We start from the raw sequence: 26,553 nt of genomic DNA, 5'->3' as shown, positions 1-26,553 counted from the left end.
CTGTTATTCAATATCAAAGAGTGTACAGGCAGAATTTGTGCAGGTTTTTGCCTTTGTTCGCCGCGATCTCGCAAAAAGAAAAACGCGGACAGGTCTTTGTGGGGAACACAAGCCTGCCCGCGTGAGGAAGGGGTACGGAATAGTAGGTGCGTGTGCGGCGCAGGCAAAGTAGAGCCGCACGGCTCATTCACCTTGCACGCCACAATCTCACCAGAAAACACAGTATTGTTTCTGCGCGTCGTCTCGGCTGGAATCTGCCCATGCAGCGAGACCTCGCGCAAGTTTGCGCCGAAACCTCTTTTACGACCCACGGATAGCGAAGCCACCTCGCCCGTCACATTTCTGTTACAAACCGGTTCCTCGCACTGAAGCTTTACACACGCGGCATCACGGCATGACACTTTTTTGATAAGCAAAATCGTATTTGGATTCATATGGTTGACAGATCGGTTCACCCAGTCGTGATTTTTCTTAGCTTCAGCCACACAATCCCTTGAGAAAATTATAGTTTTTCGCCTCACCCTTGTGATTTCCGTCGCTACTGAACGCGTGAAACGTTGGGTTTGCACACTCGCACACAAGGAAATACCCACATGACGACTACAAGAATGAAGGCACTCCTGCTTGCTGCCTCTGCACTCAGTGTGACCAGCACCCTTGCTTATGCTCAGGAAGCCCAGACCCAAGCCGAGCTCGACGCACTGCGCGCGAGGGTCGAGGCGCTGGAATCCGCGAATAACAGCACCGCCGACGGAGATTTTTGGATCGGTAACACCACTTTGGACGTTTACGGTTACGTCAAGGCCGATTTCTTCTATGACTTCGAATTCGATCAGGGCGACACTGCCTTCGTGAATGTCATCGGTGAACCTTCTGCCGCGACTGATGGCACCTTTGGCGCTACGGTGCGCCAATCGCGGATCGGATTGCGCACCTCGACGCCAAGCGGAATCGGAGACATCGGCGGGCAGTTGGAACTTGACTTGTTCGGCTCGGGTGGTACCGCTGAGCTGCGTGTGCGTCACGCAAACATCACGATCGGGGACCAGTACCTGATCGGTCAGTACTGGACCGACTTCCAACCGCTTGATTCCTATCCTACCTCGGTCGAATTCAACGGCCCGGTCGGCATCGCCTTCGCCCGTGTTCCGCAGCTGCGTTACACTGGACAGCTTGGAAGCAATGCTCAGTTTGCCGTTTCGGTCGAAGAAAATGTCAGCGGTTCGAACTCTGACGATCCGGTCCTCACGGCCTCGGCGGAATACAACGACGGCACCTACATCGCACGCGGTGCGGTACTTTACGGCAAGGCCAATTCCGGCAGTGTTGAAGTTGACCAAACAGGCTTTACTGCCTCTGCCTCGGTACGCCCGTGGCAAGGCGGGCTGTTCCAGGTCAACTATGTAACGGGTGAGGCCCTTGGCCCATACCTCGTCGGCATTGGAGATGCGATTGTCGGAGGTCAGGCGAATGATGTTGACGGCTACACTATCGAGTTCAGACAAGACCTGAGTCCGAAGTGGAATGTCGGCATTGCGTATGGTCGCGAAGATTATGACCTTCCCACCTCGACCGGCACATTGTCCTTCACCGAGCTGGAAACGATCCACGTCAACGCGTTCTACAAGGCGACCGACAATCTGACCCTCAGCGCCGAGTACATCTATGGTGAGCGGAACGACGCGTCCACCGGCAGTACTTTTGATGGCAACCGCGTTCAGCTTGCCGCTCAGCTGAACTTCTGACACCGCACATGGATCCTGCCCGGCTTTGGGCAGGATCGCCGCAACACCGGGTTCGGCTCTCTGATATGCGGCAGCCAATGTCAAAATCAGCCCATCTCGTCGATAACATCAGGAAAGGATGCGCGAGCCGCATCCACATCAATGACCAAAAGTGCATCATAACTGGCCGGATCAAACGGATCTTCTGCGGGAACCACCTCGCGCCCGAACAGCCAGCTCAGGCGACCTGCATCCAGGTTGCCCCGTTCGAACGGCTGATCACCGAAATGAACCCAAAGCGCTTCCATGAACGCGGTATCTGCGCGCTTGTCAGCAGGCCTGCGATCGCGAAACCGTTCCCGACGGGTCAGCGGCGTCACACCTTTTGGGTTTGCGCGACGAATGGTGAACTGAAAATCCGTACCGGTCAGGCGACCGGGGAAGCCACGATGCTTCAACATGTCAGCACCCCCGGCTTAACACGTACAGACAAGGACAAATCATGCCCGAAAAGGGATGGAATCATGTTGCGCACCTCCAAAGCCGCACCGTTGGTCTGAGATGCTCTGACGTCATGACGGGAAAAGTTCATGATCAAAGCCCCTCCCAGATACACCGGGACTGCTCCAGCCGGTAGGCTTCAAAAAATTGCGTCGCGTCCGGGGCGACATCGCCAAATTCCAGCGGTCTGTCCGACAACGAAATGACAACCCGCGCAGGCTGCAGCTCATGTTTGGCCACATAGGGAACCGCCAGAATTTGGCACAAGTGCTCCATATCCTTGGACGCCACATCATAAGTGATCCGCCCAACCGTCCCGCCGATCTTTGGCGCAATGAAACGAAAGCGCACCCACAACTCGCCCGGATTGTTATCAAGCAGAACGTCATCCAAATGCACAGGTTGCCCCGAGGGTACCGGCAACGGCGCATCTGATTGAGCAAGACCCGGAGAACAGAGCGCACTGAACATCAGACAAATGGCGCGACCCCGGACTCGCCAAGGGCAAGCTCCTCCTTCCGGGATCGCGCGCGCAGTGCTTTTGAACTGCGCTGATCTATGTCTAACGGGTCGGATCATTCAACTATTTGCCGATTCTTGTCAATTCCGCCTCAATTTTGGGCAATATTCGCCCAAACTTCAGCCGGACGGCGTGAAGGAACACCAGGGCAGGCTGCGCTGCCCCGGATTGATCACAGCGGGATATTGTCGTGCTTTTTCCAAGGGTTCTTCAGCTGCTTACCTCGCAGACTGGCAAATGCCCGGGACACGCGGCGGCGGGTCGATTGAGGCATGATCACTTCATCGACAAAGCCGCGCTCGGCCGCAACAAAGGGATTCGCAAACCGATCTTCGTAATCCGCGACGTGCTGTGCTGTCTTTTCCGCATCCCCGAGGTCAGCACGGTGGATGATTTCAGTTGCGCCTTTTGCACCCATCACAGCGATCTCGGCTGTAGGCCAGGCATAGTTGAAATCACCGCGCAGGTGCTTGGACGCCATAACCACATAAGCACCGCCATAGGCTTTTCGCGTGATCACGGTCACTTTGGGCACTGTCGCCTCGCCATAGGCATAAAGCAGCTTCGCGCCATGTTTGATCACACCGCTATATTCCTGCTGGGTGCCCGGCAGGAAGCCCGGAACATCCACAAATGTCAGGATCGGGATTTCAAAACAATCGCAGAAACGCACAAAGCGCGCCGCCTTGCGCGAGCTGTCAATGTCCAGACATCCCGCCAGTACCATCGGCTGGTTGGCAACGACCCCAACGGTCTGACCCTCTAGACGGATAAAGCCGGTGATGATGTTTTTGGCAAAGTCTTCCTGGATCTCGTAAAAGTCGCCCTCATCCGCAATCTTGGTAATGAGCTCTTTCATGTCGTAGGGCGTGTTGGGATTGTCAGGAACAAGCGTGTCCAGCGACGGCTCAAGCCGGTCGGGCTCGTCAAAGAAGGGGCGCACCGGGGGTTTCTCGCGGTTATTGAGCGGCAGGAAATCCACCAGTCGACGGACTTCTGCCAAAGCCTCGACATCGTTCTCAAACGCCGCATCCGCAACCGAAGACTTCTTGGTATGGGTCGAAGCACCACCCAGTTCCTCGGCCGTCACGACCTCGTTGGTGACAGTTTTGACAACGTCGGGACCGGTCACAAACATGTAAGACGAATCTTTGACCATGAAGATAAAGTCGGTCATCGCCGGGCTGTAAACCGCGCCACCGGCGCAGGGGCCCATGATTACGCTGATCTGTGGAACGACGCCGGACGCCGTGATATTGCGCTGGAACACTTCGGCATACCCGGCCAGCGAGGCAACGCCTTCCTGGATTCGCGCCCCACCCGAGTCGTTGATCCCGATGATAGGTGCTCCATTCTGCACCGCCATATCCATGATCTTGCAAATCTTCTGTGCGTGGGTTTCCGAAAGCGATCCACCAAAGACGGTGAAATCCTGACTGAACACATAGACCATACGGCCATTGATCGTGCCCCAGCCGGTGACAACCCCGTCACCTGCAGGCTTTTGGTTTTCCATCCCAAATTCGGTGCAGCGATGGCTGACGAACATATCGAATTCTTCAAAACTGCTTTCATCCAGCAACAACTCGATCCGCTCACGCGCCGTCAACTTGCCACGTGAATGTTGGGCATCGATCCGTCTCTGCCCACCGCCCAGTCGTGCGTTGCCGCGGCGGTCTTCCAACTCAGAAAGGATGTCTTTCATGACGAGTATCCCCTATTAAATTTGGCGCGACACTACCCGCTCGACTTGCTCAACCAAAGACCTTTTCCGCAAATTTGCAAAACACTAGCAATACCAATCTGGATAACTGCAAATTAGCTAAGTATCGCATTGATTTTTGGCAACGACTGGCATTCCGAAAATCCGTGGCTATACATGTGAACCATGCAGTTCAGCTCTGGCGCCGTGCCGCGCACACCACCTACATTGGCAACGCTTGTCTTGCTTTCGGGCTTGTCCGCCCTGAGCATGAACCTTTTCCTGCCAAGCCTGCCCAACATGGCCCTGTATTTCGCAACCGATTACAAGGTCATGCAGCTGTCGATTGCTTTGTACCTGCTGATCAACGCCATTCTGCAAATTGTGATCGGCCCGCTCGCTGACAAGGCAGGGCGCAGACCCGTTCTGCTTTGGGGTCTTGCGCTGTTCCTGCTGGCGACCCTGGGATGCATTTACGCGCCCAACGCCGAGATCTTTCTGGTTTTCAGGATGTGCCAGGCGGTTGTGGTGGTGGGTATGGTGCTCAGCCGCGCCGCAGTACGCGACATGTACGATCAGGATCAGGCTGCGTCGATGATCGGGTATGTGACCATGGGTATGGCTGTAGTCCCCATGATCGGCCCTGCCATAGGCGGCATTCTGGAAGAGACGCTTGGCTGGAAGGCCAATTTCTGGCTGCCATTTGCCATCGGCGCTTTAACCTTGTTCCTTACATTCACGGATTTCGGCGAAACTGCAGCGAAAAGCGGGAAGTCGCTCGTACAGCAATTCAAAGAATACCCCGAGCTGCTAACCTCGCCCCGCTTCTGGGGGTATTCACTGGCCTGCGCCTTCTCGTCAGGGGCCTTTTTTGCCTATCTGGGCGGCGCTCCGTTCATCGGAACGGAATTATTTGGGCTGAGCGCTGCTCAGGTCGGTGTCTATTTTGGCGCGCCGGCCGTCGGATATTTTGCGGGGAATTTCATCAGCGGGCGATACTCCGTACGGATTGGTGTCAATCGCATGGTGCTTTGGGGCAGCCTGTTGAACGCCTTCGGCGTCGCGCTGTCAGCCCTGCTTTTTCTGGCAGGTAGCGGCACGGCGCTCAGTTTTTTTGGACTTATGACCTTTGTAGGTGTGGGCAACGGCATGGTTATTCCCAATGCAACATCGGGCGCCCTATCAGTTCGCCCACATCTGGCGGCGACCGCGTCGGGTCTGAGTGGCGCAATCATGTTGGGCGGCGGTGCAGGCCTCAGCGCCTTGGCAGGCGCATTGCTGACCCACGAAACCGGCGCAATGCCACTGTTGTGGCTGATGTTGACAACCGCCCTGCTGGCCATTTGCGCCATAGCGGCCGTCATCCGACGCGAACGGCAATTGGGGCTCTGACAGCTTGCACGGATAGGTTTGCAAAGTTAGACTTCGAGTTTAGGAAACTTGCAAAGGCCCTCAATGGCGACTCAAAAACTCTATGCGGGTGCAAAGCTGCGCGAGATGCGCACACGACTGACCCTGACCCAGCGGGAATTCGCAGCCAAACTGGGCGTTTCCTTGCCTTACCTGAACCAGATGGAGAACAACAACAGACCGATTTCAACAACGGTTGTTTTGGCTCTGGCGCAGGAATTCGGCATGGACGTGACCGAACTCAGCACAGGCGATAGCGAACGCCTTGTCTCCGACATGCGCGAGGCATTGGCCGACCCGGTGTTTGCCGACATTCAACCTCCGCTGGCCGATTTGCGCCTGACCGCCTCGAACGCCCCCGCTTTGGCCCGCGCATTCATCGAATTACACAAAACCTACCGCCAAACTCACGAGCGCCTGGCCTCACTGGACGAAGCACTGGGTCGGGAAGATGCCCGCATTCAGGCCAGCCCGTGGGAAGAGGTGCGGGATTTCTTTCATTATTGCGACAACTATATCGACGCCGTGGACAGGGCAGCAGAATTGTTTTCCAACCGGGCAGACGGGCCCGGTGGGATTCGGCAGGCCGCCCTGAACAGCCTTTCAGAACGCGGTATTCAGGTCGTTTTTTCAGACATGGACCCCCTGCGCAGATACGATTCTGAAAGCAAGATTCTCCGCCTTTCCTCGCGCGCTGCTCCGCAAACCCAAGTGTTTCAATTGCTGTTACAGGTTGCTTTGATCAGCCAGGACAAGCTGCTGGAAGCAACGTTGGATTTTGCAAAGTTTCAAAGCGAAGAAGCCCGGTCAATTGCAAAGATTGGACTGGCCAACTATTTCGCCGGCGCGTCTTTGATGCCTTATTCGACCTTCCTGACCGTCGCGCAAGAGGAGCGCCACGATCTGGAACTGCTGAGCAATCGATTTGGCGCTTCGATCGAACAGATTGCCCATCGGCTATCGACGCTCCAACGCCCCGGAGCAAAAGGTATCCCATTCTTTTTCGTTCGCGTGGATCAGGCTGGCACGATCACCAAGCGGCACTCGGCCACCCGTCTTCAATTCGCGCGATTTGGCGGCGCATGCCCCTTGTGGAACGTGCATCGGGCCTTTGAAACACCAGGGCATTTTCTTCGGCAATTGGCGGAAACGCCAGATGGAGTTCGCTATATTTCGCTTGCGCGAGATGTATCGAAATCCGGCGGGTCATTCGGCGCGCCTGTCCGGCGCTATGCGATTGCCTTGGGGTGCGAGGTTCGGCATGCTCCGGCGCTTGTCTACGCCGACAACCTCGATATCAACAATGCCAGTTCTTACGAACCGATTGGCATATCTTGCCGCATCTGCGAACGGCAAACCTGCCACCAGCGCTCGGTCCCGCCCCTGGAACGTCGCCTCAGCATCGACACCGATTTACGCGGCACTCTGCCCTACGAAGTCACCTGATCTTCATCTGGCCAGAAATACCTCGGGGGAGTCGCGGCCAAGGCCGCGACGGGGGCAGAGCCCCCGCCTTTTGGCTTAGGCTTTGGACAAGATCGCCCAGATTTCGTCTTTCAACGCTGCCCGCTTCTTGCGCAAATCCACTTCGGCCAATTCCTCCATCGGTTCAACATTGGTTTCTGCCCGATGCACCACGCGATTGATTTCGTGATACTCATCAGCAAGCCGGGCAAAATGCGCGTCCGACTGTTTGAGCTGGCTCATCAGTTCTACTTTGTCCGGGAACTCTTCTGCCAGTTCATGCGGGGTGTGGGACATACCTGTTCGCTCCATAATTAGTTGTTGCAAATGAGTCGTAGATGCGTCCGGCGGCGCTCGCTTTGACGCGGATCAATTTGACGCAAATTTCATCGCTGAGACGCGCGCCATCCCGCAGCGCGAGCCTCAGCGGCAGAACAAAACCAGCGTTCGCCCCTGGACATATCAATCTCGGTTTTGGCATAAAAATTTTGGCCCGGTACGTGATAAATTCGGTCCCTTTTCGCAGAGATATTCCCTTTGATCCGACAACTCTCTGTCGATCGTGACTTTCCCGCCGCCCTGTGCACCCAAAGCACTTGAATATACTGCTGATGAAGCCCCAGTTTTCGGCTTTTTGCGTCCCTCTCAACGCTGGCGTAGGCACTGGAATATTTGAGGTAGGCAAAGGCTAGGCCCTGCCGTACCATTTGATCTGCTGCATCCTGCCCACCCGTCGTGCATTTTGCGACAACCCGGCCATAGCGATCCCGGTCCAATGGCACACAAGTCGCTGTTTTACCCTGATACCTCTGCCGAACGACCTGCGTAACCCAGGCACCACATGGCCAGCGAGAACCTTCGTCGTCATGACAGGATTGATCTATCTCGGGGGCATCAATGCCATGCAACCGAACCCGGACTCCGCCCACATCCCATGTATCGGCGTCGATCACGTGAATCTGCCCCATAAATCGTTCTGCGGCCAACGCGACAGATGGCAGAAAGAGAACAAAAGCTAAACAAATTCTTAACATGTCCCCGATATGCGCCTGAAATCACGCGTATTCAACCGGGGGCATGTCAAAAGGTTAACGCTGTGCCGTTGCCCAGTTCGGGTGGATCCAAGGCCGGTCATTGGCTTTGGGCAACGGGTCTTTGCCCAACAGGGAATCCGACACTTTCTCACCTACCATGATCGACGGTGCGTTGAGATTGCCGTTTGTGATCTGAGGAAAGATCGAGCTGTCCGCAACACGCAGCCCATCCACACCGATGACGCGTCCTTCGGGATCGACCACTGCGTTTTTGTCATCCGCTCGCCCCATTCGGCAGGTACCGCAAGGATGATAGGCGCTTTCCGCATGTTCCGCGATAAAGCCGTTCAGTTCTTCGTCTGATTGCACAGAAGCGCCCGGTTGGATTTCCTTGCCGGCATAGGGTTTGAACGCGTCCTGACCAAAGATTTCGCGCGTTAAACGGATACAGGTCCGGAAATCTTCCCAATCCTTTTCGTGGCTCATGTAATTGAACTTTATGACTGGCGCATCCGCAGCTTCAGCAGATCGCAGCGTCACAGATCCACGCGACGGAGACCGCATCGGACCGACATGCGCCTGGAAACCGTGGCCTTCCGCTGCTGCCTGCCCGTCATAGCGCACTGCCATGGGCAGGAAATGATACTGAATGTCAGGGTACTCTACACCAGGTTTCGATCGGATAAATGCTGCACTTTCGAACTGGTTCGACGCCCCCAAACCCGTCTTGGTAAACAGCCATTGCGCACCGATCAGACCTTTACTGAATAGGTTCCAGTGTTTGTACAATGTAATCGGCTGCAAAGAGGCTTGTTGGATATAAAGTTCCAGATGGTCCTGCAGGTTTGCGCCAACCCCCGGACGATCCGCCACAATATCGATTCCATGGTCAGCCAGATGCGCTGCCGGGCCGATTCCGGACAACATCAACAGCTTGGGCGAGTTGATCGACGACGACGCCAGAACGACCTCACCCCGAGCCTTAATGACCTCTTTCTTGCCGCCACGGATCAATTCCACCCCTGTGGCGCGACCGTTTTCCATCACGACTTTAGAAGCAAGACCCCGAACGATATCGCAATTGTCGCGTTTTAGTGCAGGTCTCAGATAAGCATTTGCTGCGGACCAACGCCGTCCTTTCCAGACGGTCTGCTCCATCGGGCCAAAACCTTCCTGCTTTTCGCCGTTGTAGTCGCCCGTGACCTGGTATCCGGCCTGCTGACCGGCATCGACAAACGCCTGAAACAGGGGGTTTTCGCGTGGACCGCGCGAAACATGCAGCGGGCCGCCAGTACCGCGCCACGCTGGATCCCCGCCATGTCCGCCGTCGTGCCAGCTTTCCATTCTCTTGTAATAGGGCAGTACATCAGCATAGGACCACCCGTCTGCACCCATCTCGGCCCAGGTGTCGAAATCGCGCGCATGACCGCGCACATAAACCATTCCGTTGATCGAGGACGAACCGCCTATCACCTTGCCGCGCGGACAGGCCAGACGGCGATTGTTCAGGTGCGGCTCAGGCTCGGATTGATAGCCCCAGTCATAGCGCGACATGTTCATCGGATAGCTCAGCGCCGCTGGCATCTGGATGAACGGCCCCGCATCGGTGCCGCCATGTTCGATCACCAGAACCGAGGCCCCTGCCTCGCTCAGACGATATGCCATTGCGCATCCGGCAGAGCCGGCGCCAACGATGACAAAATCTGCTTCCATTTCCATAACTCCTGCCCCGCCGAGAAGGCTGGATGCCTCCGGCGGGAGTATTTTCGAAAAGATGACGAGGTTATTCGCCGCGCGGGAAGCGGGCGTTTTCCTCGACGACGTTCAGATCCATGTGATTGCGCATGTAGCGTTCCGATGCTTTTTGCAGCGGCTGGTAATCCCACGGGTAATATCCACCCTGGCGCAGCGCCTCATAGACGACCCAGCGCCTTGCCTGGCTGGCTCGGACTTCGGCGTCAAAACGATCCAGATCCCAGCGGGCTTCGGATTTTGCGCGCAAGGTTTGTAGCGTACCTGCATGTTCGGGGCTGTCTGCCAGATTGGTCATTTCGTGAGGGTCAGCCTCAAGATCAAACAACTGATCAGGGTCCAACGCGCAGCGGTTGTATTTCCACTTGCCATAGCGCAACGAGACCAGCGGCGCATAAGATGCCTCTGCCGCGTATTCCATCGCTACCGGCGCGGCGCGCTCGCCCCCCTGTGCAAGAGGCACAAGGTTTTCACCATCCGTCCACGGTGCAATTTCATCCATATCGACCCCTGCCAATGCCCCAAGGGTTGGCGTTACGTCAATAGTAGACACCGGAGTGTCGATCCGGCCTGAAGGCAGATCGGGGGATGAAATCATCAAGGGAACACGCGCTGAACCTTCATAGAAGTTCATTTTGAACCACAAGCCGCGTTCGCCCAGCATATCGCCGTGATCCGAGACGAAGAGAATGATCGCCTCTTGCCGGGTGGTTTCCAGCACTTCGAGGATCTCACCGATCTTGTCATCCAGATAGGAGATATTGGCAAAATAGGCGCGGCGGGATTTGCGGATGTCTTCTTCGGTGATGTCAAAACTGCGCCAGTCATTGGCGTCGAAGATCCGCTTGGCGTGCGGATCCTGATTGTCGTAGCCGATATCAGCGACCTCAGGCAGAAGATGCTCACAATCCTCGTACAAGTCCCAATACTTGCGACGAGCGACGTATGGATCGTGGGGGTGCGTGAAGCTGACGGTCACGCACCACGGACGATCATCCTTACCGCGCGCCAGATCATAGAGCTTGGCCTTGGCGTTATAGGCAACCTCGTCATCGTACTCCATCTGATTGGAGATTTCGGCAATGCCCGCACCGGTGACAGAACCCATATTGTGGTACCACCAGTCGATCCGCTCGCCCGGTTTTCGATAATCCGGGGTCCAGCCAAAATCGGCCGGATAGATGTCGGTGGTCAATCGATCTTCGAACCCGTGCATCTGATCAGGACCGACAAAATGCATCTTGCCAGACAAGCAGGTGTAGTACCCGGCCCGGCGCAAATGGTGTGCATAAGTGGGGATGTCGCTGCGGAACTCAGCTGCGTTGTCATAGACGCCTGTGCGCGAAGGCAATTGACCGGACATGAAGCTGGCCCGCCCCGGCGCGCAGAGCGGCGACGCCGTGTAAGCATTGGCAAACCGGGTCGACCTTTCTGCCAATTTCTTCAAATTCGGTGCATGCAACCAATCTGCGGGACCGTCGGGAAAGAGGGTTCCGTTCAGCTGATCCACCATCAGGATCAGAACGTTCGGTTTTGTCATTTTTCAGCCTCGAGCAGAGTGTTGAGCACGCGTTTCGCGTGTGACACGGCCAGTTGCGGTTCTTCCGGCGCGCTGAGCGCCGCGCGGATATACAACCCGTCAATAAGGGCAATCATGTTTTCAGCAGCTTCAACGGGATCCTGCATCCTGGCGCGCAAAGCGTGGATCAGGTTTGAACGGATGCGTGCCTGATAGATCTGCCACAAGCGCAATGCATCATCGTTGGTTTGCGCCAGAACATAGAAGGTCATCCACGCAGCGATCACGTCAGGTGTGAAACACGAGGGGGCGAAACACGCCTCAATGATCGTCTGCGCCCGGCCTTCCGGAGCAGATGCCTTCAGTTTGGCCCGCGCCTCATCACCGAAATCCGAAAGGATCTGACGCATCGCCGCCAGAAAAATCTGATCCTTGCCGCCGAAATAATGATGCGCCAGCGCGCTGGACATACCTGCCCGTTTCGCAATTTGGCTAACTGTAACATCAAGGGATTTCTGCACACCCAGCTCGGCAATTGTCGCGCGGACAATAGCATCGCGGCGGATTGGCTCCATTCCAACTTTTGGCATCATGACCCCCTGAACAGGCGTTATGACTCCAAACTAGGAGTTTTTTATTGACTCGTCAATCAATGAAGGTCTCGATGGTGCCGGTATCACAGCTTCGGAGCAATACTCGGGGGCGTCAAGTCTCGACGATTCAGGACTGCTTCGCGCCATGAGATGAAGCTGACGGCGCACAGGATCAATGTGCCTCCGGCAACAACCCAGATATCAACGCTTTCATGGAACACGACTGCGCCCAGCAATGTGGCCCAGATGAGTTGAAGAAACGTGATCGGCTGCGTGACGGCCACAGGTGCAGCCTGCAAGGCCAGCGTCATGAAATAATGACCGGCGGTGGCAAAACAGGCCACCAGAAACAGAACCCCGAGATCGCGCAAGCTGGGTTGCGTCCAGACGGCCACAGCAAATGGGATCAGCGCAAGCGTCACCCAAATCGACAAATGCGCCACGACGACCGAAGGTGGCACATCCCGCACCAACAGTTTTGCCAGCAAATAGGAACCGCCCAGGGTCAGCGCCGTCCCCAGCATAGCCAGATGGCCCGCTGACACCTCTCGAAACCCGGGCCGCAAGATGATCAGCACACCAACCAAAGCAACAAGAATTGCCGCGATCCGCCGAAAGGCCAGCTTTTCCCCCAAAAACAGGGCCGCGCCCAAAGTCACGTAAACGGGCGTCATGTAATTCATGGCCGTGACTTCTGCCAAGGGGATCTGTGTCATGGCAAAGAACCACAGCATAACAGCAACCGCATGAACCACCCCGCGCACCCCGAACAGGGTCAACAGCCGGGGTGTCAGTTTGGTCGCCATGATCGACCGCAGTGCCGGAAGAAGGAACGCCAAGCCCAGGGCGTATCGCAGGAACGCAGCCTGAATCGGGTTGATGGTCGTGCCCAGCGACTTCACCAAAGCTGTCATTACAACAAAAGACAGCCCGGCGGCAAACATCCAGAACATGCCTGCAAGAGGACGGGACGAAACGGTGTGTGAGGTCATGGCCTAGGTTGAACACCGAAACCGAGCCAGGAACAACCCTTCACATGACAACAAGTTTCAGTGCGATACCCAGCATGACGACGCCAATTCCGGCATCCAGTACTTGCCACGCCCGGGGTCTCGTAAAAACAGGCGACAAAATACCCGCGCCGTATCCAAGCGAGAAGAAGAACACAAAGCTGGAGGTCATCGCGCCCAGCGCAAACCCCAGACGGTCGTCATACTGCGCCGAGATTGAACCGATCAAGACCACTGTGTCCAAATAGACATGCGGATTCAGCCAGGTGAACGCGAGTACCGTAAGCAACGCGGCCTTCAGGCTGGTGCGCTGGCCATTGCCAATCTCCATCACCGCGCCGCCCCGCCATGCCGAATGCAAGCTGCGCAGCCCATACCAAGTTAGGAACGCGGCCCCGCCATAACGCATCACGGTTTCGAACCACGGCACCGCCTGCGCGAGCGTACCAAATCCCGCGACACCTGCCCCGATCAGCAACGCATCAGATATCGCGCAGGTCAGGCACAGAACAAATACATGCTCGCGCCGCAACCCCTGCCGCAGAATAAAGGCGTTTTGCGCACCGATCGCGAGGATCAGGCTGAAACCCAGTGCAAAACCGGCGATCGTGGATGTGGGCATGGAACCTCCTGCGCTTTGGCAGCGTTGACTAAGCCCCATCGGGGAATCTATCAAATTAAAGATTCTATTCCGAATTAAGCAAAACTAATGTTGCTAGACCCCAATCAACTTTCCGCATTGTCAACCATTCTGCGGCTTGGCAGCTTTGAGGCCGCAGCCATGGAATTGGCTGTCACGCCTTCGGCAATTTCCCAGCGCATTAAGGCGCTGGAGGATCGTGTTGGTGCGGCGCTGATCCGCCGGGGTACACCTTGCACCGGAACACCCGCAGGGCTGCGCATTGCCCGATATGCCGAGGATGTTGGACTGCTTGAGGCGCAATTGGTCCGTGAGCTGGCTTTGGAACAGGATCCTGTATCGGCGCGGGTTCGCATTGCTGTGCCTGCTGATGTACTGGCCACTTGGTTTATCGATGTAATGGCGCAAGTACCCGATATGCTGTTTGATCTTGTCATCGACGATCAGGACCATTCGGCCGAGTGGTTGAAACGCGGCGAGGTCAGCGCCGCCGTCACAGTAGGCGGGCGTCCTGTTACAGGGTGTGATGTGACGCCGCTGGGTGTCCTGCGATACCTGCCCACAGCCAGCCCTGCCTTCATCGAAACGTGGTTCAAGGATGGTGTTAACGAGGGCACGCTCGGCAAAGCGCCATGCCTGGTTTTCAACCAAAAGGACAGTCTGCAGAAGGCATGGCTTTCGCAATATGCCGCGCCTAACCTTTCGCCGCCGTTTCATTTCCTGCCGTCCTCGAACGGGTTCGTGGATGCCGCGATTGCCGGTCTGGGATGGGGCATGAACCCAGCAGTCCTTTCCAAAGACGCCTTGGAAGACGGGCGGTTGCAACCCCTCCTCGCTAATGCTCCGCTGGATGTTGCCCTCAACTGGCAGGTCGGTCGCGTACTTGCACCCGCCCTCAAACCGCTTACACATGCCGTTCGACGTGCCGCCAAGCAGGTCCTGTTACCGCCCAGCGCGAACTGATCGCACACCACAGTTTCGGAGGAACCGATGTTCTCACGCGATGCCCTCAGCTATAATCCCATTCCCCTGCCGGACCGATCCGAGATCAGCGACGCGGACATGCAAGGTGCCGCACAACAGTTCTACGACAAGATGCGCCAGCGCCATACGGTGCGGGATTTCAGCCCCCGCCCCGTGGACCGCTCTGTAATCGAAACGTGTTTGCGCACAGCGGGCACTGCGCCTTCTGGCGCCAATCACCAACCGTGGCACTTTGCTGCGATCTCCGCCCCTGACCTGAAGCAACGCATCCGCGAAGAGGCCGAAGAGGAAGAACGCCGGTTCTATGCGGGCGGCGCGGGCGACGAGTGGATCAAAGCGCTTGAGCCCATCGGCACCAACGCAGTCAAAGAGCATCTGACTTTTGCACCCTGGCTGCTCGTGGTGTTCGCCCAGCGCTGGGGACAATTCGAAGATGGGACGCGATACAAGAACTACTACGTGCCGGAAAGCGTGAACATTGCCACCGGCTTTTTGCTGGCTGCACTGCACCATGCCGGTCTCAGCACTTTGACCCATACCCCGAACCCGATGCGGTTTTTGAACGACGCGCTGGACCGGCCCGCGTCAGAGAAACCGACGATGATCATTGCAGTGGGACATCCTTCGGAAACCGCCACGGTGCCAGCCGTGGCAAAGTTGAAGAAACCCCTGGACGAGATCTCTTCGTTTTTTTGAGAACAAGCGCTTTACTCCTGCGGCTGGGATACGTCTTCCCGGACAGGCTCCATCATTCGATAGCATGTGACGCAGGACACCAGGCTGGCGGCGACAATGAAGGCGACCGCCAATGCGACCTCATGCATATGGGCCACTGCGGCCAGGGCCGCCGAAAGAAGCACAGCTGACAAACGAGTAATAGATTTGACCGCAGCCGTCCCCTGCACGCGCAGATCTTTGGGAGCGATATCCAGAAAATACAGCTTGCGTGCACTGCTGATCCCCGTCACCGCCACGGTGACAACAAACAAAGCGATGGCATGCAGATGCACATCGTGATCGATGCCCAAGAAGTGGAACGCCAAAAGGACGCTTCCGGTGGCAGCCACCATCAAGGTTCCAACCATCATAACAGCGCGATGGGACTTCATGTTCACGAATTGCCATAATGGCCCCGAAACAAGGTACCCTGAAGCAGAAGACACGATCATCGCAGTCAGACCTTGTGCCGAACTGTGATGCGCCTCTGCCGCGATCAACGCGAAGAACGGAACAGAGAGCGTGACCGCCACCAACGGCATACGCATGATCATGAAGCGCCGAAACCAAGGGAATTCGAACATGCTCAGAATACCCTGAACATTGGCCCTAAATGACAGTTTTGGTTTGGTTTCAGCTTTCTTTGCCGGTTCAGCAGTGCCTGCGTTCTCGGTCATTGCCAACATCAGAAGCCCCGAAAACATAAAGAATGCAACAGACACGCCGATCATGGTGGAATGTCTTGAAAACGGTGGGTTTTCCTTGGTGATCTGATGCACTAGCAGAGCAAGGCCAATGGCACATAGGCCGCCACCCCCAAGCTGCAAATATTGCATCACCATGCGCGAGCGTGAATGGAGATGATCGCCTAACAGGTCGGTGAACATGAGGTTCTGGACCTCGTCCACCAAGCCGATCACAAAGAAAACCGAAACGAAGATCACAGCAATCAACGGAACGATCCCGGTCGCGGCGGCGGCCATGGCCGTCACCAGGCAAGCGCCGATAACAGCTTCGGTCAGGGCAATGGCCCGCTTCTTCTGGGATTTTGCCGCTACGGATTGCGCCAGAAAGAAGTCAGATATCATACTGCCGACCATCCGGACCGAAACCAAAGCACCCGCCACGAACATCGGCAGCTCAAAAGACACAGCTAGAAACGGCAATACCACCGATGGGCTGCCAAGGGTCCACGCAACCTGAGACACAATACTCTGCCCAGTCAGAACAGGCACATTGCGTTTGGCAGCATCGGGTGTCTCGGGCGTCATGGGTCTTGCGGTCGCATCTTTCCATAGATCAATACCCGCCCAACCTAAGCGCATCCACGGATTCCGCCAACAACCATTGGAAATCGCCCGGAAACGAAAAAACCCGGCCAGGTTGGCCGGGTTTCCAAACCGCATCTTGTGCTTTTTCAGAGCTGCGCCATCACTTCGTCAGTGGCTTCGAAATTGGTCGTAACGCGTTGCACGTCGTCATCGTCTTCCAGCGCATCCACCAGCTTCATCAGCTTTTGCATATCTTCCAGACCCAGCTCGGTCGTGGTGGTGGGCTTCCATACGAGCTTGGTCGATTCCGATTCACCCAACGCTTCTTCCAGCGCGCTCGATACATCGTTCAGGTCGGTATCGGCGCACCAGATGATGTGACCATCCTCCGAGCTTTCGACATCCTCGGCCCCGGCCTCGATCGCGGCTTCGAAAATCGTATCCGCATCGCCGGCATCCGCCTGATAGACAACCTCGCCCTTACGGTCGAACATAAACCCGACCGAGCCCGTCTCACCCAGATTGCCGCCATTCTTGGAAAAGGTCGAACGCACGGTCGAGGCGGTGCGGTTGCGGTTGTCGGTCATGGTCTCGACGATCACCGCGACACCGTTCGGGCCGTAACCCTCGTAGCGGATTTCTTCATAATCGTCGCCTTCACCGGCGACCGATTTCTTGATTGCGCGGTCGATCACGTCCTTCGGGACCGAGTTCGACTTGGCTTCTTTTACAGCCAGACGCAGGCGCGGGTTCTTGTCGGGATCAGGGTCGCCCATCTTGGCAGCGACGGTAATCTCTTTCGACAGCTTGGAAAACAGTTTGGACCGCGCGGCGTCCTGACGTCCCTTGCGGTGCTGGATGTTGGCCCATTTGGAGTGGCCTGCCATATTGCGTCCTCGTCATCGTGATTGCGTGTTCGGCGCTCATATAGACGTTTGCGGGGGGCAGGATCAAGAGAGCGGCTTGCGACAGTACCACTGGCTTGTATGGTGACGGCATGACGACAGATCAGATCATTCTTTTTTCGCTTTTCATCACAGTCTTTGGAATGTTGCTTTGGGGTCGGTTTCGATACGATCTTGTGGCCTTCGCCGCGCTGATGATCGGCGTCATGCTGGGTGTTGTGCCAGTGGATGAGGCTTTTGCAGGGTTCGGCCACCCGGCCACCATCATTGTGGCACTTGTGCTGGTCGTCTCGGCCGGGCTGGTCCGTTCGGGGGCGGTTTTCATGATTACCCGCACTTTGGTCGATGCCTCACGGGGGCTGGGCGCGCATATTGCCCTGATCGGCGGAATCGGCGCGGTCTTATCTGCCTTCATGAACAACGTGGCTGCGCTGGCTTTGCTTATGCCGGTGGACATCCAAACCGCGCGCAAGGCGGGGCGTTCTGTGGGACTGTCACTGATGCCGCTGAGCTTTGCAACCATTCTAGGGGGCATGGCGACACTGATCGGCACCCCTCCGAACATCATCATCGCTTCGATCCGGGCCGAGACGCTGGGCGAGCCGTTTCACATGTTCGATTTTGCGCCCGTAGGCGGGATAGCCGCAATTGCGGGCCTTGCTTTTGTCGCCCTGATCGGCTGGCGCCTGATCCCCACCCGCGGACCCCAAACCGAGACCTCGGAAGCATTGGCGGAGTATATAGCCGAGCTAACTGTCCCCCCTGAATCCGCGCATATCGGCAAACGCGTCAGCGAGCTTTATGAGGCCGCCGAAAAATCCGACGTGGCCATCATTGGTCTGATCCGCGATGGCAAGCGGCGTTATGGCCGATCCGCCCATGCCACGCTGAAGGAAGGCGACGCACTGGTTTTGGAGGCCCGACCCGAGGCGTTGGACGAATTTCGCGCCGCGCTGAATCTCGACTTTTCGGACACGCGACGGCAGGAGTTACTGACGGCTGAGGGCGACGGGCTTGAGGTAATCGAGGTGGTTGTGCCGGAAAGCGCCCGCATCACCGGGCGCACCGCACAGGGTCTTGGACTGGCCTGGCGGCAGAGTACAGTGCTGATGGGCATCTCACGTCAGGGGCGACAAATCACCCAACAGGTTCGCAAAACCGAGGTGGAACCCGGCGATATCCTGCTGCTGCTTTGCCCGCGCGACCGCGCTGCGGATGTGACGGAGTGGCTGGGCTGCCTGCCCCTTGCCGGACGCGGCCTGAATGTCACCGCAAACGATAAAGCGTGGCTGGCCATCGGCCTGTTTGCTGCCGCCGTTTTGGCCGCAAGTATTGGGTTGATCTACCTGCCGATAGCTTTGGGTCTGGTAGTCATCGCATATGTGCTGACCAAGATCATGCCGATTGCCGACATCTATAATCACATCGAATGGCCAGTGGTTGTCCTTCTGGGGTCGATGATCCCACTTGGCAGTGCTTTGGAGACCTCTGGCGGGACTGAACTCATCGCAAATGCGCTGATCCAACTCACCGATGGCCTGCCCGCCTGGGCGATCCTGACTGTGCTGATGATCGTGACCATGACATTGTCGGATGTGCTGAACAACACCGCCACTGCCATTGTCGCCGCGCCGGTCGGAATACAAATGGCCCGCACGCTTGAGGTTTCACCCGACCCATTCCTGATGACGGTTGCGGTAGCTGCCTCGGCCGCGTTCCTCACGCCAATTGGACACAAGAACAATACGCTGGTTCTGGGTCCCGGAGGCTATCGGTTCGGCGATTACTGGCGCATGGGTCTGCCGCTTGAGGTGCTGATCATCGCGGTTTCCATCCCTGCCATCCTTGTCTTCTGGCCGCTGTGACGGGTAAAGGCAGAGCATGAAACGCTTTCTGATCCTGCAACTGCGACCTGAAACGGACGCATCAGACGCCGAATACGCTTCGATTCTGGACAAGACCGGTTTGACTCCCGAGCTGACCCATCGCATCCGGCTGGATTGTGAGAACCTGCCTGACGATCTGGATGTCACGGACTATGCAGGCGTCATCGTTGGCGGAGGTCCCGGCTGTGTCAGCGACGATCCAGCAACGAAATCTGAACTGGACGCAAAGATCGAAGGCGCGGTTATGGGCCTGATGCCGCAGATCACGGCGCGGGATCACCCCTTCATGGGCTGCTGCTATGGTTTAGGCGTTCTGGCCGCGCATCTGGGCGGTGACGTGAGCAAAGACCAGTACAGCGAACCAGTCGGACCCTCAGCTTGCCACCTTACAGAAGATGGTTCCTCGGATCCGCTGACAGCCGGGCTGATCCCGGAATTCGACGCCTTCGTTGGTCACAAAGAAGCTGTTCAGGCATTGCCTGAAGGCTGCGTGCATCTTGTCGCCTCAGACCCCTGCCCGTTTCAGATGATCCGCTTTGGTCAGAACGTCTATGCCACGCAGTTTCACCCAGAAGCGGATGCGAAAGACTTCGAACAACGCATCAACATCTACAAGCATCACGGCTATTTCCCGCCCGAAGATGCCCAGCGTTTGATCGACATCTGCAACGCCGCAGACGTCACTCAACCCGGCGAAATCCTGCGCCGTTTCGTCGAACGCTACAAGTGACCCAACGGCGCGGTTGCCTGCGCCTTTCATGCTCGCATAGGCTGATCCGAAACGACTTTGGGAGGAGTTGTTCTTGGATTTGCTCATCAATGTCGGCCTGCCGATCTCGCTGGCCATCATAATGCTGTCCCTTGGCATCGGGCTGGAGATCGCGGATTTCCGGCGTGTGCTGAACCGGAAATATCCTTTTGCAATTGGTGCAGTATGTCAGGTCGTACTTCTGCCCATTGCTGCGTTCTTCACCGTCACACTGTTTGGACTGCCCCCTGAAATCGCAGTTGGCTTCATGCTGCTCAGCTTTTGCCCGGGCGGTGTGACCAGCAACATACTGACCAAGCTGGCCAAGGGCGACGTGGCGCTTTCCGTCAGCCTGACTGCGGTGATCAGCATCTTGTCAATCCTGACAGTGCCCTTTCTGGCGGCGTGGTCCATCACCTATTTCATGGCGGAAAACGCACCTGATGTGTCGATCAGCGGCCTGGCGATTGCCATGTTTCTGATTACCACCCTTCCCGTTGCCATTGGGGTCGGAGTTCGCAGGTTTGCAACCGGGTTTGCAAACCGCATCGAGGGCGGACTTTCGACGCTCGCAACCGTTTTGTTTGTAATGATTGTCGTGGCCGCCCTGGCTGGAAACTGGCAGATTTTCATTGATAACCTGGGCATCATGGGCACCGGTCTGATCTCGCTTAACGTGGCCCTTTTGCTTATCGGGCTGGGGATCGCACGTGCTGCAAATCTGTCATCGGCCGAGTGTAAAAGCATATCAATTGACACTGGCATCCAGAACTCGACACTGGGCATTACACTAGCGGCCCTAATCACAGGCACAGAGAGCGGATTTAGCCCTCTGGCCCTGCCGTCCGCAGTCTACGGGATCACGATGTATGCCGTCGTGCTGCCATTCCTCGTTTGGTTTCGACGACGCTGAAAGGACAGTTCATGACCAAGAACACAGCAGATGCGATTGTCGTCGGCGCAGGCCTAGCCGGACTGGCCGCCGCAGCTGAACTGGGCGACCGGGGCAAAAAGGTCATCATTGTCGATCAGGAGCCCGAGAGCTTTCTGGGCGGTCAGGCGTTCTGGAGCCTCGGCGGTTTGTTCATGGTCGGTACTCCGGAACAACGCCGGATGGGTATCAGGGACAGCCGAGAGCTTGCCCTTCGTGACTGGATGGGCAGCGCACAGTTCGACCGCGCGGAAGACGCCTGGCCCCGCAAATGGGCCGAGAGTTATGTCGAGTTTGCGGCTGGTGAAATGCGCCCCTGGTTGCATCAGATGGGTTTGCGCTGGTTTCCCGTCGTAGGTTGGGCAGAACGCGGTGGATCCTATGCGAACGGGCATGGCAACTCTGTTCCGCGTTTTCACATCACTTGGGGCACTGGCCCCGGCGTTCTGGAGCATTTCATCCGTCGGGTCCGCGAACATGCCAGCGCCGGTCTGATCCAGCTGAAGTTCCGCCATCAGGTCAGCCATATCATCATGCAGAACGGCACGGCCAAAGGCGTATCAGGCGAAGTTTTGGCCAACGACACCATCCAGCGAGGCGGCAAGACCAACCGGGACGAAGTGGGCGAGTTCGAGGTCTATGCGCCGTCGGTCATCGTTACCTCGGGTGGTATTGGCGGCAACTTTGAAATGGTTCGGCAGAACTGGCCCAAGGATCGTCTGGGTGAACCTCCAAAAGACATGGTGGCTGGCGTGCCCTTTCATGTCGATGGCCGCATGATCGCGATCAGCGAAAAAGCGGGCGGACATGTGATCAACGGCGACCGCATGTGGCATTACACCGAAGGCGTCCGCAACTGGGATCCGATCTGGCCTGCCCATGGCATACGCATTCTGCCCGGCCCAAGCTCAATGTGGTTCGACGCCAAAGGAAACCGTCTGGAACCGCCCTGCCTGCCTGGATTCGATACACTTGGGACGCTGAAGGAAATCCTGAAAACAGGATACGAATACAGCTGGTTTGTTCTGACCCAAAAGGTCATCAAGAAGGAATTCGCCCTATCCGGGTCTGAACAGAATCCAGACTTTACCTCGGGCAGCTGGAAAGAGGTCGTCCGTCAGCGCATCCTGTCAGGCTCCAAAGCAACCGCACCGGTGGAAGCGTTCAAAGAACATGGCGAGGATTTCGTCGTCGCCAACACGTTGACCGAACTGGTCAACGGGATGAACCATCTGGGCGGTGGGCTGATTGACGAGGCGCACTTGCGCGGGCAGATCGAAGCGCGCGACTCGCAGGTTGACAATCCATTCTCAAAAGACGCCCAGATGATGGCGATTCTGGCCGCCCGAAACTATCGCGGCGACAAGCTGATCCGCACAGCAAAACCGCATAAGTTCCTCGATCCGGCCAACGGCCCGCTGATCGCAGTCAAGCTGCACGTTCTGACGCGTAAAACGTTGGGCGGGTTGCAAACCAACCTGGACAGCCAGATGATCGGAGGCGATGGAAATGTGGTGCCTGGCCTGTTCGCCGCTGGCGAAGTCGCCGGGTTCGGCGGTGGAGGCTACCACGGCTACAACGCGCTCGAGGGTACGTTCTTGGGCGGTTGCATATTTTCGGGGCGCAACGCAGGGCGGTCTAGGGCTGTCGCCTGATGGCCCCTCTGCTTTATTTGCGGACCAGCTTGATCACCGGCTCTCCGTCGCCGTTCAGAAGAGCCAGCGCGTCGCCTTCCATCGCAAAGGACGTGACGCTTTGCATCGTCTTGAGGAAGGCGCGCTCAACTTCATCCAACTCGGGCGGACAAGCCATGAGGGTTGCGGCCATGTTGTCGGGAAATGTGAGCCGGTTGCCTGAAATCTCGGCCTGACCGCTGAACCGGTTACAGCCGCCGCTGCCACCAAAGGACCCGCCTTGCCCAAAACTCAGCTCTGGGCGTTTTTCCGTCTCAAGAGGCGCGCCATTCAGGGTTGCGGCAACCCATTCGGTGTTCTCAATCGTCACACTTCCCTGACTTTGAGCTTGGACCAGCAACAAGTCAGCCGAGTTCCCCGCTTCGTTTGTCAGGACCGGATAAACCGTGTCTGTGGTGAAAAGCAGCTTTTGTCCCTGCGTGACAGTCGCTCGCACCGCGTAGCTGTGCCCTTCTTTGATCAACGCATCATCATAGGTCAGTTCAAACTGCGCCGGCACACCTGTCAAAGCGTATCGTTGCGCCGAGAGTGTCACGGCTGGTGCATCGGCCAGCGAAATATCCTGAAGCTCAACAAACAGGGTTGCATTGGGCGGAAGGGCGATACGCTCTCGATACGTCGCGGTACCTTCAACCGTGCCCGCCATCGCGACACTACTGATCATGGCGGCAAACACTGCACCTGCCAATATGGCTTTTCCGGTCGTCAGCATGGCAAATCCCCTTTTACAAATCACATTTCAAAAAGATCGTGTGTCTTTGCACGTTTACAAGGGCTTCCTGAAACAGGTGGCAATTCTAAGCCGATCCTAAAGGGGCCAGATCAACGGGATCAGCAGCGACGCCAGCAACCCAACTGTCAAGTTCAGCGGGATGCCCACCTTCATGAAATCGGTAAACCGATAACCTCCGGGGCCATAGACCATCATATTCGTCTGATAGCCGATCGGCGTTGCAAATGAGGCCGAAGCCGCCACCATGACCGCGACCACAAGCGGACGCGGGTCCATTCCCACGGCCTGCGCCAAACCAATGGCGATTGGCGTAACAACAACAGCAACAGCGTTGTTCGAGACCAGTTCAGTCAGGACGGAGGTCAGCAGATAGACCGCCCAGATGATCAGGAAGGGCGGCAAAGCGCTAAGCCCAGGCGCAACAGCCTCGACAATCAACGACACGGCGCCAGAACTGTCCAATGCTGCGCCAATGGCGAGCATCGCAAATATCAAAGCCAATAGCCGACCTTCGACAAAGGAAAATGCCTCATCCGCATCGATACAGCGGGTCACCAAGACTACTGCCACCGCCACAATCGAAAGCAGCAGGATCGGTGCGATGCCCAGCGCAGCAAGCGCAACAATCCCAATCAGTGCGCCTATTGCAATGGGCGCATGGCTGCGTCGGAAAGCGCGCGCCGACGGTTGGGTGACGTCCACCATATCCATTTCAGCCGCAAGCCGTTGTATGTCGGCGGGCGCACCTTCCAGCAGCAACGTGTCACCCACACGGACCACAAGATCGTCCAACTGGCGACCGATATTCTGGTTCCGTCGGTGAACCGCCAAGACATAGACACCATATCGCCGCCGCAGACGCAGCATTCCCAAGGTCCGCCCTACCATGCGGCATCCGGGTGTGATCAGCACCTCGACCGTCTTGGTTTCAACGGCGGAAACCTGGTCCACTCGCTTGAGTTCCTTGTTGCTTTGTAAACTCAACAACTCGGTCATCTCGGTCCGCAAAACCACACGGTCGCCAACCCTCAGCTCAACGCCTTTCAGATTGCGCCGCAGAGATTCATCCCCGCGAACCACATCGATCAGGCGGACTCCGGGTCGTTTGAACAATTGAACACCGGTCACTTCGCGCCCGATCAGGTTGCTGTCGGGTGGAATGACGGCTTCGGTAAAGAACTTCATCTTCGACCGGTCGCTGAGCAATGACGCCATACTGTCACGCTCGGGCAAAAGCTTGGGCGCGATGAAGCGCAAATAAACCATCCCGTAGATCACAAGGACGATCCCCAGCGGCGTGACCTCGAAGATTGTAAAGGGTGTCATCCCCTGAGCGCGCGCGACGCCATCAACCAGCAGGTTGGTCGACGTACCGATCAATGTCAGCGTGCCGCCCAGAATGGCCGCGTAACTCAACGGAATCAGCAGCTTGGACGCGGGCACATTCAAGGTTCGCGCAATTTGTACAAAGACCGGGATCATGACCACAACCACCGGCGTGTTCGACACCACAGCCGAGGCCAGAACGACAAACGCCATGAGCAGCCCAATCGCGATGCGCGGGTTTACCTGAGCCTGTTTCTGCGCGGTTGAGGTGAACGAATCCAATGCCCCCGTTCGCACCAGGGCCCCCATGATGATGAACATTGCTGCGATCGTCCAAGGCGCGGGATTGGACAAAACCGCCAACGCGCTTTGATAGGGCAGAATGCCCGTAACAAGCATCAGTGAGACGCCTCCGATGGCCACCACTTCGGTCGGATAAACCTCGCGAAGGAACATGACGAACATGCCCGCAACGATAAGCAACGCCAGAATTGCGCTGCCCGTGTCTGTCAGTGAAAGGAAATTCATTCGTGGTATTCTGTCCGAACCCGGGCCCAAGCGCCTGATGACATGCAGTTTCACGCATTGCGCACGGCAGAGCAAGCCTGACGTTTGTTATTCAGGCCCAGCTTGTTCCAAACGCCCCCCGACGCGCACCATATGCACAGATTTTGCCCGCCCGTCGCGATCATCAGTTTCCACGAAAACGCCGCTCAGCGTTGCTTCACCATTTGCAGGGGTGAACCGCGCCTTGGGCATACCGGTGATGAAGCGGCGCATCGGTTCCTGCTTGTCCATCCCGATGACCGAGTCGTAGTCTCCGCACATGCCTGCATCTGTCAGATAGCCTGTACCACCCGGCAATATCTGAGAATCTGCGGTCGGCACATGAGTGTGCGTTCCTACAACGAGGCTGGCACGTTTATCGCAATAATGGCCCATCGCCATTTTCTCGGACGTCGCCTCGCAATGCATGTCCACGATGATGGCTTGCGCCTGCCCCCCGCGAGGATGCGACTTCAGGATCGGTTCGATGGCCGAGAACGGATCGTCAAAGGGCCGTTTCATGAAAACCTGCCCAAGCACCTGCGCGACCAGAACCTTGCGCCCACCCGGTGCATTGAACAGCCGATGCCCCCGCCCCGGTGCGCCTTTGGCAAAGTTCACCGGGCGCACGATGCGCTGCTCTTTCTCGATATATTGCAACATGTCCTTCTGATCGAAGGCATGATCACCCAGCGTCAGGCAATCCGCACCCGCATCCAGAAGCAGCTTGGCGTGATCGCCGCTCAGGCCCATACCGTTCGACGCGTTTTCGCCGTTGACCACAACAAAATCCAGCCGCCATTCATCGCGCAGACGCGGCAAGTGCTGCTGAACGGCAGCGCGGCCCGCGCGCCCCATGACATCGCCAAGAAACAAAATCCTCATGACCCGGGTCGTAGGGGCTGTGCAGGGCAATAACAAGGCGGAAGCATGAAATTTGCCG

Annotated in this window: 24 protein-coding genes; 9 read left to right on the top strand and 15 right to left on the bottom strand. The window is 56.9% G+C overall.

Features of this window, described 5'->3' with window-relative positions; translation table 11 throughout:
- Positions 1–593 precede the first annotated feature (593 nt).
- On the top strand, positions 594–1,745 hold the full coding sequence (locus tag GOV91_RS10585) for a DcaP family trimeric outer membrane transporter (protein WP_254440650.1): 1,152 nt from the start codon (positions 594–596) through the stop codon (positions 1,743–1,745).
- Between the two features lie 86 nt (positions 1,746–1,831).
- Here GOV91_RS10585 and GOV91_RS10580 read toward each other — a convergent pair whose 3' ends face one another.
- The 3 genes from GOV91_RS10580 to GOV91_RS10570 all read right to left on the bottom strand — a co-directional run bounded on the left by GOV91_RS10580 (position 1,832) and on the right by GOV91_RS10570 (position 4,450).
- The gene (locus tag GOV91_RS10580; protein WP_171235482.1) at positions 1,832–2,185 is read right to left on the bottom strand and encodes a hypothetical protein; all 354 of its coding nucleotides are present in this window, start codon (positions 2,183–2,185) and stop codon (positions 1,832–1,834) included.
- Positions 2,186–2,318: 133 nt separating this feature from the next.
- Positions 2,319–2,648, bottom strand: coding sequence for a DUF6497 family protein (locus tag GOV91_RS10575; RefSeq protein ID WP_254440649.1), 330 nt, complete (start codon positions 2,646–2,648; stop codon positions 2,319–2,321).
- A gap of 269 nt (positions 2,649–2,917) precedes the next feature.
- Entirely contained in the window at positions 2,918–4,450 is a 1,533-nt protein-coding gene (locus GOV91_RS10570) for an acyl-CoA carboxylase subunit beta (RefSeq protein ID WP_171235480.1), read from the bottom strand.
- 183 nt (positions 4,451–4,633) lie between these two features.
- On the opposite strand from GOV91_RS10570, the gene GOV91_RS10565 reads away from it, so the two are divergent.
- Complete coding sequence (locus GOV91_RS10565; protein WP_171235479.1) at positions 4,634–5,839, top strand: multidrug effflux MFS transporter; 1,206 nt, start codon at positions 4,634–4,636, stop codon at positions 5,837–5,839.
- A 63-nt stretch (positions 5,840–5,902) separates the two neighbouring features.
- Positions 5,903–7,303, top strand: coding sequence for a short-chain fatty acyl-CoA regulator family protein (locus tag GOV91_RS10560; RefSeq protein WP_171235478.1), 1,401 nt, complete (start codon positions 5,903–5,905; stop codon positions 7,301–7,303).
- 75 nt (positions 7,304–7,378) lie between these two features.
- Here the strand turns inward: GOV91_RS10560 and GOV91_RS10555 are convergent, their stop codons facing one another.
- From GOV91_RS10555 to GOV91_RS10525, 7 genes are all read right to left on the bottom strand, one after another.
- Entirely contained in the window at positions 7,379–7,618 is a 240-nt protein-coding gene (locus GOV91_RS10555) for a YdcH family protein (protein ID WP_171175447.1), read from the bottom strand.
- Between the two features lie 89 nt (positions 7,619–7,707).
- Positions 7,708–8,289 carry a thermonuclease family protein gene (locus tag GOV91_RS10550; protein ID WP_371732298.1) on the bottom strand — a complete coding sequence of 194 codons (582 nt, stop codon included), beginning with the start codon at positions 8,287–8,289 and terminating at the stop codon, positions 7,708–7,710.
- A gap of 120 nt (positions 8,290–8,409) precedes the next feature.
- Complete coding sequence (betA, locus tag GOV91_RS10545; protein WP_171235476.1) at positions 8,410–10,068, bottom strand: choline dehydrogenase; 1,659 nt, start codon at positions 10,066–10,068, stop codon at positions 8,410–8,412.
- Positions 10,069–10,138: 70 nt separating this feature from the next.
- Positions 10,139–11,647 (bottom strand): choline-sulfatase, encoded by a 1,509-nt coding sequence (gene betC / locus GOV91_RS10540; protein WP_171235475.1) that lies wholly within the window; start codon positions 11,645–11,647, stop codon positions 10,139–10,141.
- Positions 11,644–12,216: a transcriptional regulator BetI gene (gene betI / locus GOV91_RS10535; protein ID WP_171235474.1), complete on the bottom strand. Its 573-nt coding sequence runs from the start codon at positions 12,214–12,216 to the stop codon at positions 11,644–11,646. The genes betC and betI overlap by 4 nt, the downstream gene beginning before the upstream one ends.
- A gap of 86 nt (positions 12,217–12,302) precedes the next feature.
- Positions 12,303–13,211, bottom strand: a complete 909-nt coding sequence (locus GOV91_RS10530; RefSeq protein WP_171175465.1) for a DMT family transporter — start codon at positions 13,209–13,211, stop codon at positions 12,303–12,305.
- Between the two features lie 40 nt (positions 13,212–13,251).
- Positions 13,252–13,851: a LysE/ArgO family amino acid transporter gene (locus tag GOV91_RS10525; RefSeq protein WP_171175467.1), complete on the bottom strand. Its 600-nt coding sequence runs from the start codon at positions 13,849–13,851 to the stop codon at positions 13,252–13,254.
- A gap of 87 nt (positions 13,852–13,938) precedes the next feature.
- Between GOV91_RS10525 and GOV91_RS10520 the strand changes: the two genes are divergently transcribed.
- Both GOV91_RS10520 and GOV91_RS10515 read left to right on the top strand, forming a co-directional pair.
- Entirely contained in the window at positions 13,939–14,832 is an 894-nt protein-coding gene (locus GOV91_RS10520) for a LysR family transcriptional regulator ArgP (RefSeq protein ID WP_171235473.1), read from the top strand.
- 27 nt (positions 14,833–14,859) lie between these two features.
- On the top strand, positions 14,860–15,549 hold the full coding sequence (locus GOV91_RS10515; protein WP_171235472.1) for a nitroreductase family protein: 690 nt from the start codon (positions 14,860–14,862) through the stop codon (positions 15,547–15,549).
- Between the two features lie 11 nt (positions 15,550–15,560).
- Here the strand turns inward: GOV91_RS10515 and GOV91_RS10510 are convergent, their stop codons facing one another.
- Positions 15,561–16,895 carry an MFS transporter gene (locus tag GOV91_RS10510; RefSeq protein WP_254440648.1) on the bottom strand — a complete coding sequence of 445 codons (1,335 nt, stop codon included), beginning with the start codon at positions 16,893–16,895 and terminating at the stop codon, positions 15,561–15,563.
- Positions 16,896–16,987: 92 nt separating this feature from the next.
- Positions 16,988–17,728, bottom strand: a complete 741-nt coding sequence (locus GOV91_RS10505; protein WP_171175476.1) for a YebC/PmpR family DNA-binding transcriptional regulator — start codon at positions 17,726–17,728, stop codon at positions 16,988–16,990.
- A gap of 110 nt (positions 17,729–17,838) precedes the next feature.
- Between GOV91_RS10505 and GOV91_RS10500 the strand changes: the two genes are divergently transcribed.
- From GOV91_RS10500 to GOV91_RS10485, 4 genes are all read left to right on the top strand, one after another.
- On the top strand, positions 17,839–19,611 hold the full coding sequence (locus GOV91_RS10500; RefSeq protein WP_171235471.1) for an SLC13 family permease: 1,773 nt from the start codon (positions 17,839–17,841) through the stop codon (positions 19,609–19,611).
- A 16-nt stretch (positions 19,612–19,627) separates the two neighbouring features.
- Complete coding sequence (locus tag GOV91_RS10495; RefSeq protein WP_171235470.1) at positions 19,628–20,362, top strand: glutamine amidotransferase; 735 nt, start codon at positions 19,628–19,630, stop codon at positions 20,360–20,362.
- Positions 20,363–20,435: 73 nt separating this feature from the next.
- Positions 20,436–21,293, top strand: a complete 858-nt coding sequence (locus GOV91_RS10490; protein ID WP_171235469.1) for a bile acid:sodium symporter family protein — start codon at positions 20,436–20,438, stop codon at positions 21,291–21,293.
- 11 nt (positions 21,294–21,304) lie between these two features.
- Positions 21,305–22,966 carry an FAD-binding dehydrogenase gene (locus GOV91_RS10485; RefSeq protein ID WP_171235468.1) on the top strand — a complete coding sequence of 554 codons (1,662 nt, stop codon included), beginning with the start codon at positions 21,305–21,307 and terminating at the stop codon, positions 22,964–22,966.
- A 13-nt stretch (positions 22,967–22,979) separates the two neighbouring features.
- On the opposite strand, the gene GOV91_RS10480 is transcribed toward GOV91_RS10485, so the two are convergent.
- The 3 genes from GOV91_RS10480 to GOV91_RS10470 all read right to left on the bottom strand — a co-directional run bounded on the left by GOV91_RS10480 (position 22,980) and on the right by GOV91_RS10470 (position 26,495).
- Positions 22,980–23,717 carry a YbaY family lipoprotein gene (locus tag GOV91_RS10480; protein ID WP_171175485.1) on the bottom strand — a complete coding sequence of 246 codons (738 nt, stop codon included), beginning with the start codon at positions 23,715–23,717 and terminating at the stop codon, positions 22,980–22,982.
- A gap of 96 nt (positions 23,718–23,813) precedes the next feature.
- Positions 23,814–25,592 (bottom strand): SLC13 family permease, encoded by a 1,779-nt coding sequence (locus tag GOV91_RS10475; RefSeq protein ID WP_171235467.1) that lies wholly within the window; start codon positions 25,590–25,592, stop codon positions 23,814–23,816.
- Positions 25,593–25,679: 87 nt separating this feature from the next.
- Positions 25,680–26,495, bottom strand: coding sequence for a TIGR00282 family metallophosphoesterase (locus tag GOV91_RS10470; protein WP_171235466.1), 816 nt, complete (start codon positions 26,493–26,495; stop codon positions 25,680–25,682).
- Positions 26,496–26,553 lie beyond the last annotated feature (58 nt).

The sequence above is a fragment of the Ruegeria sp. HKCCA6837 genome, from assembly GCF_013034475.1.
GTDB lineage: Bacteria > Pseudomonadota > Alphaproteobacteria > Rhodobacterales > Rhodobacteraceae > Ruegeria.
The sequence above is the reverse complement of the archived record's forward strand: the minus strand, read 5'-3'. Positions and strand labels throughout refer to the sequence as shown.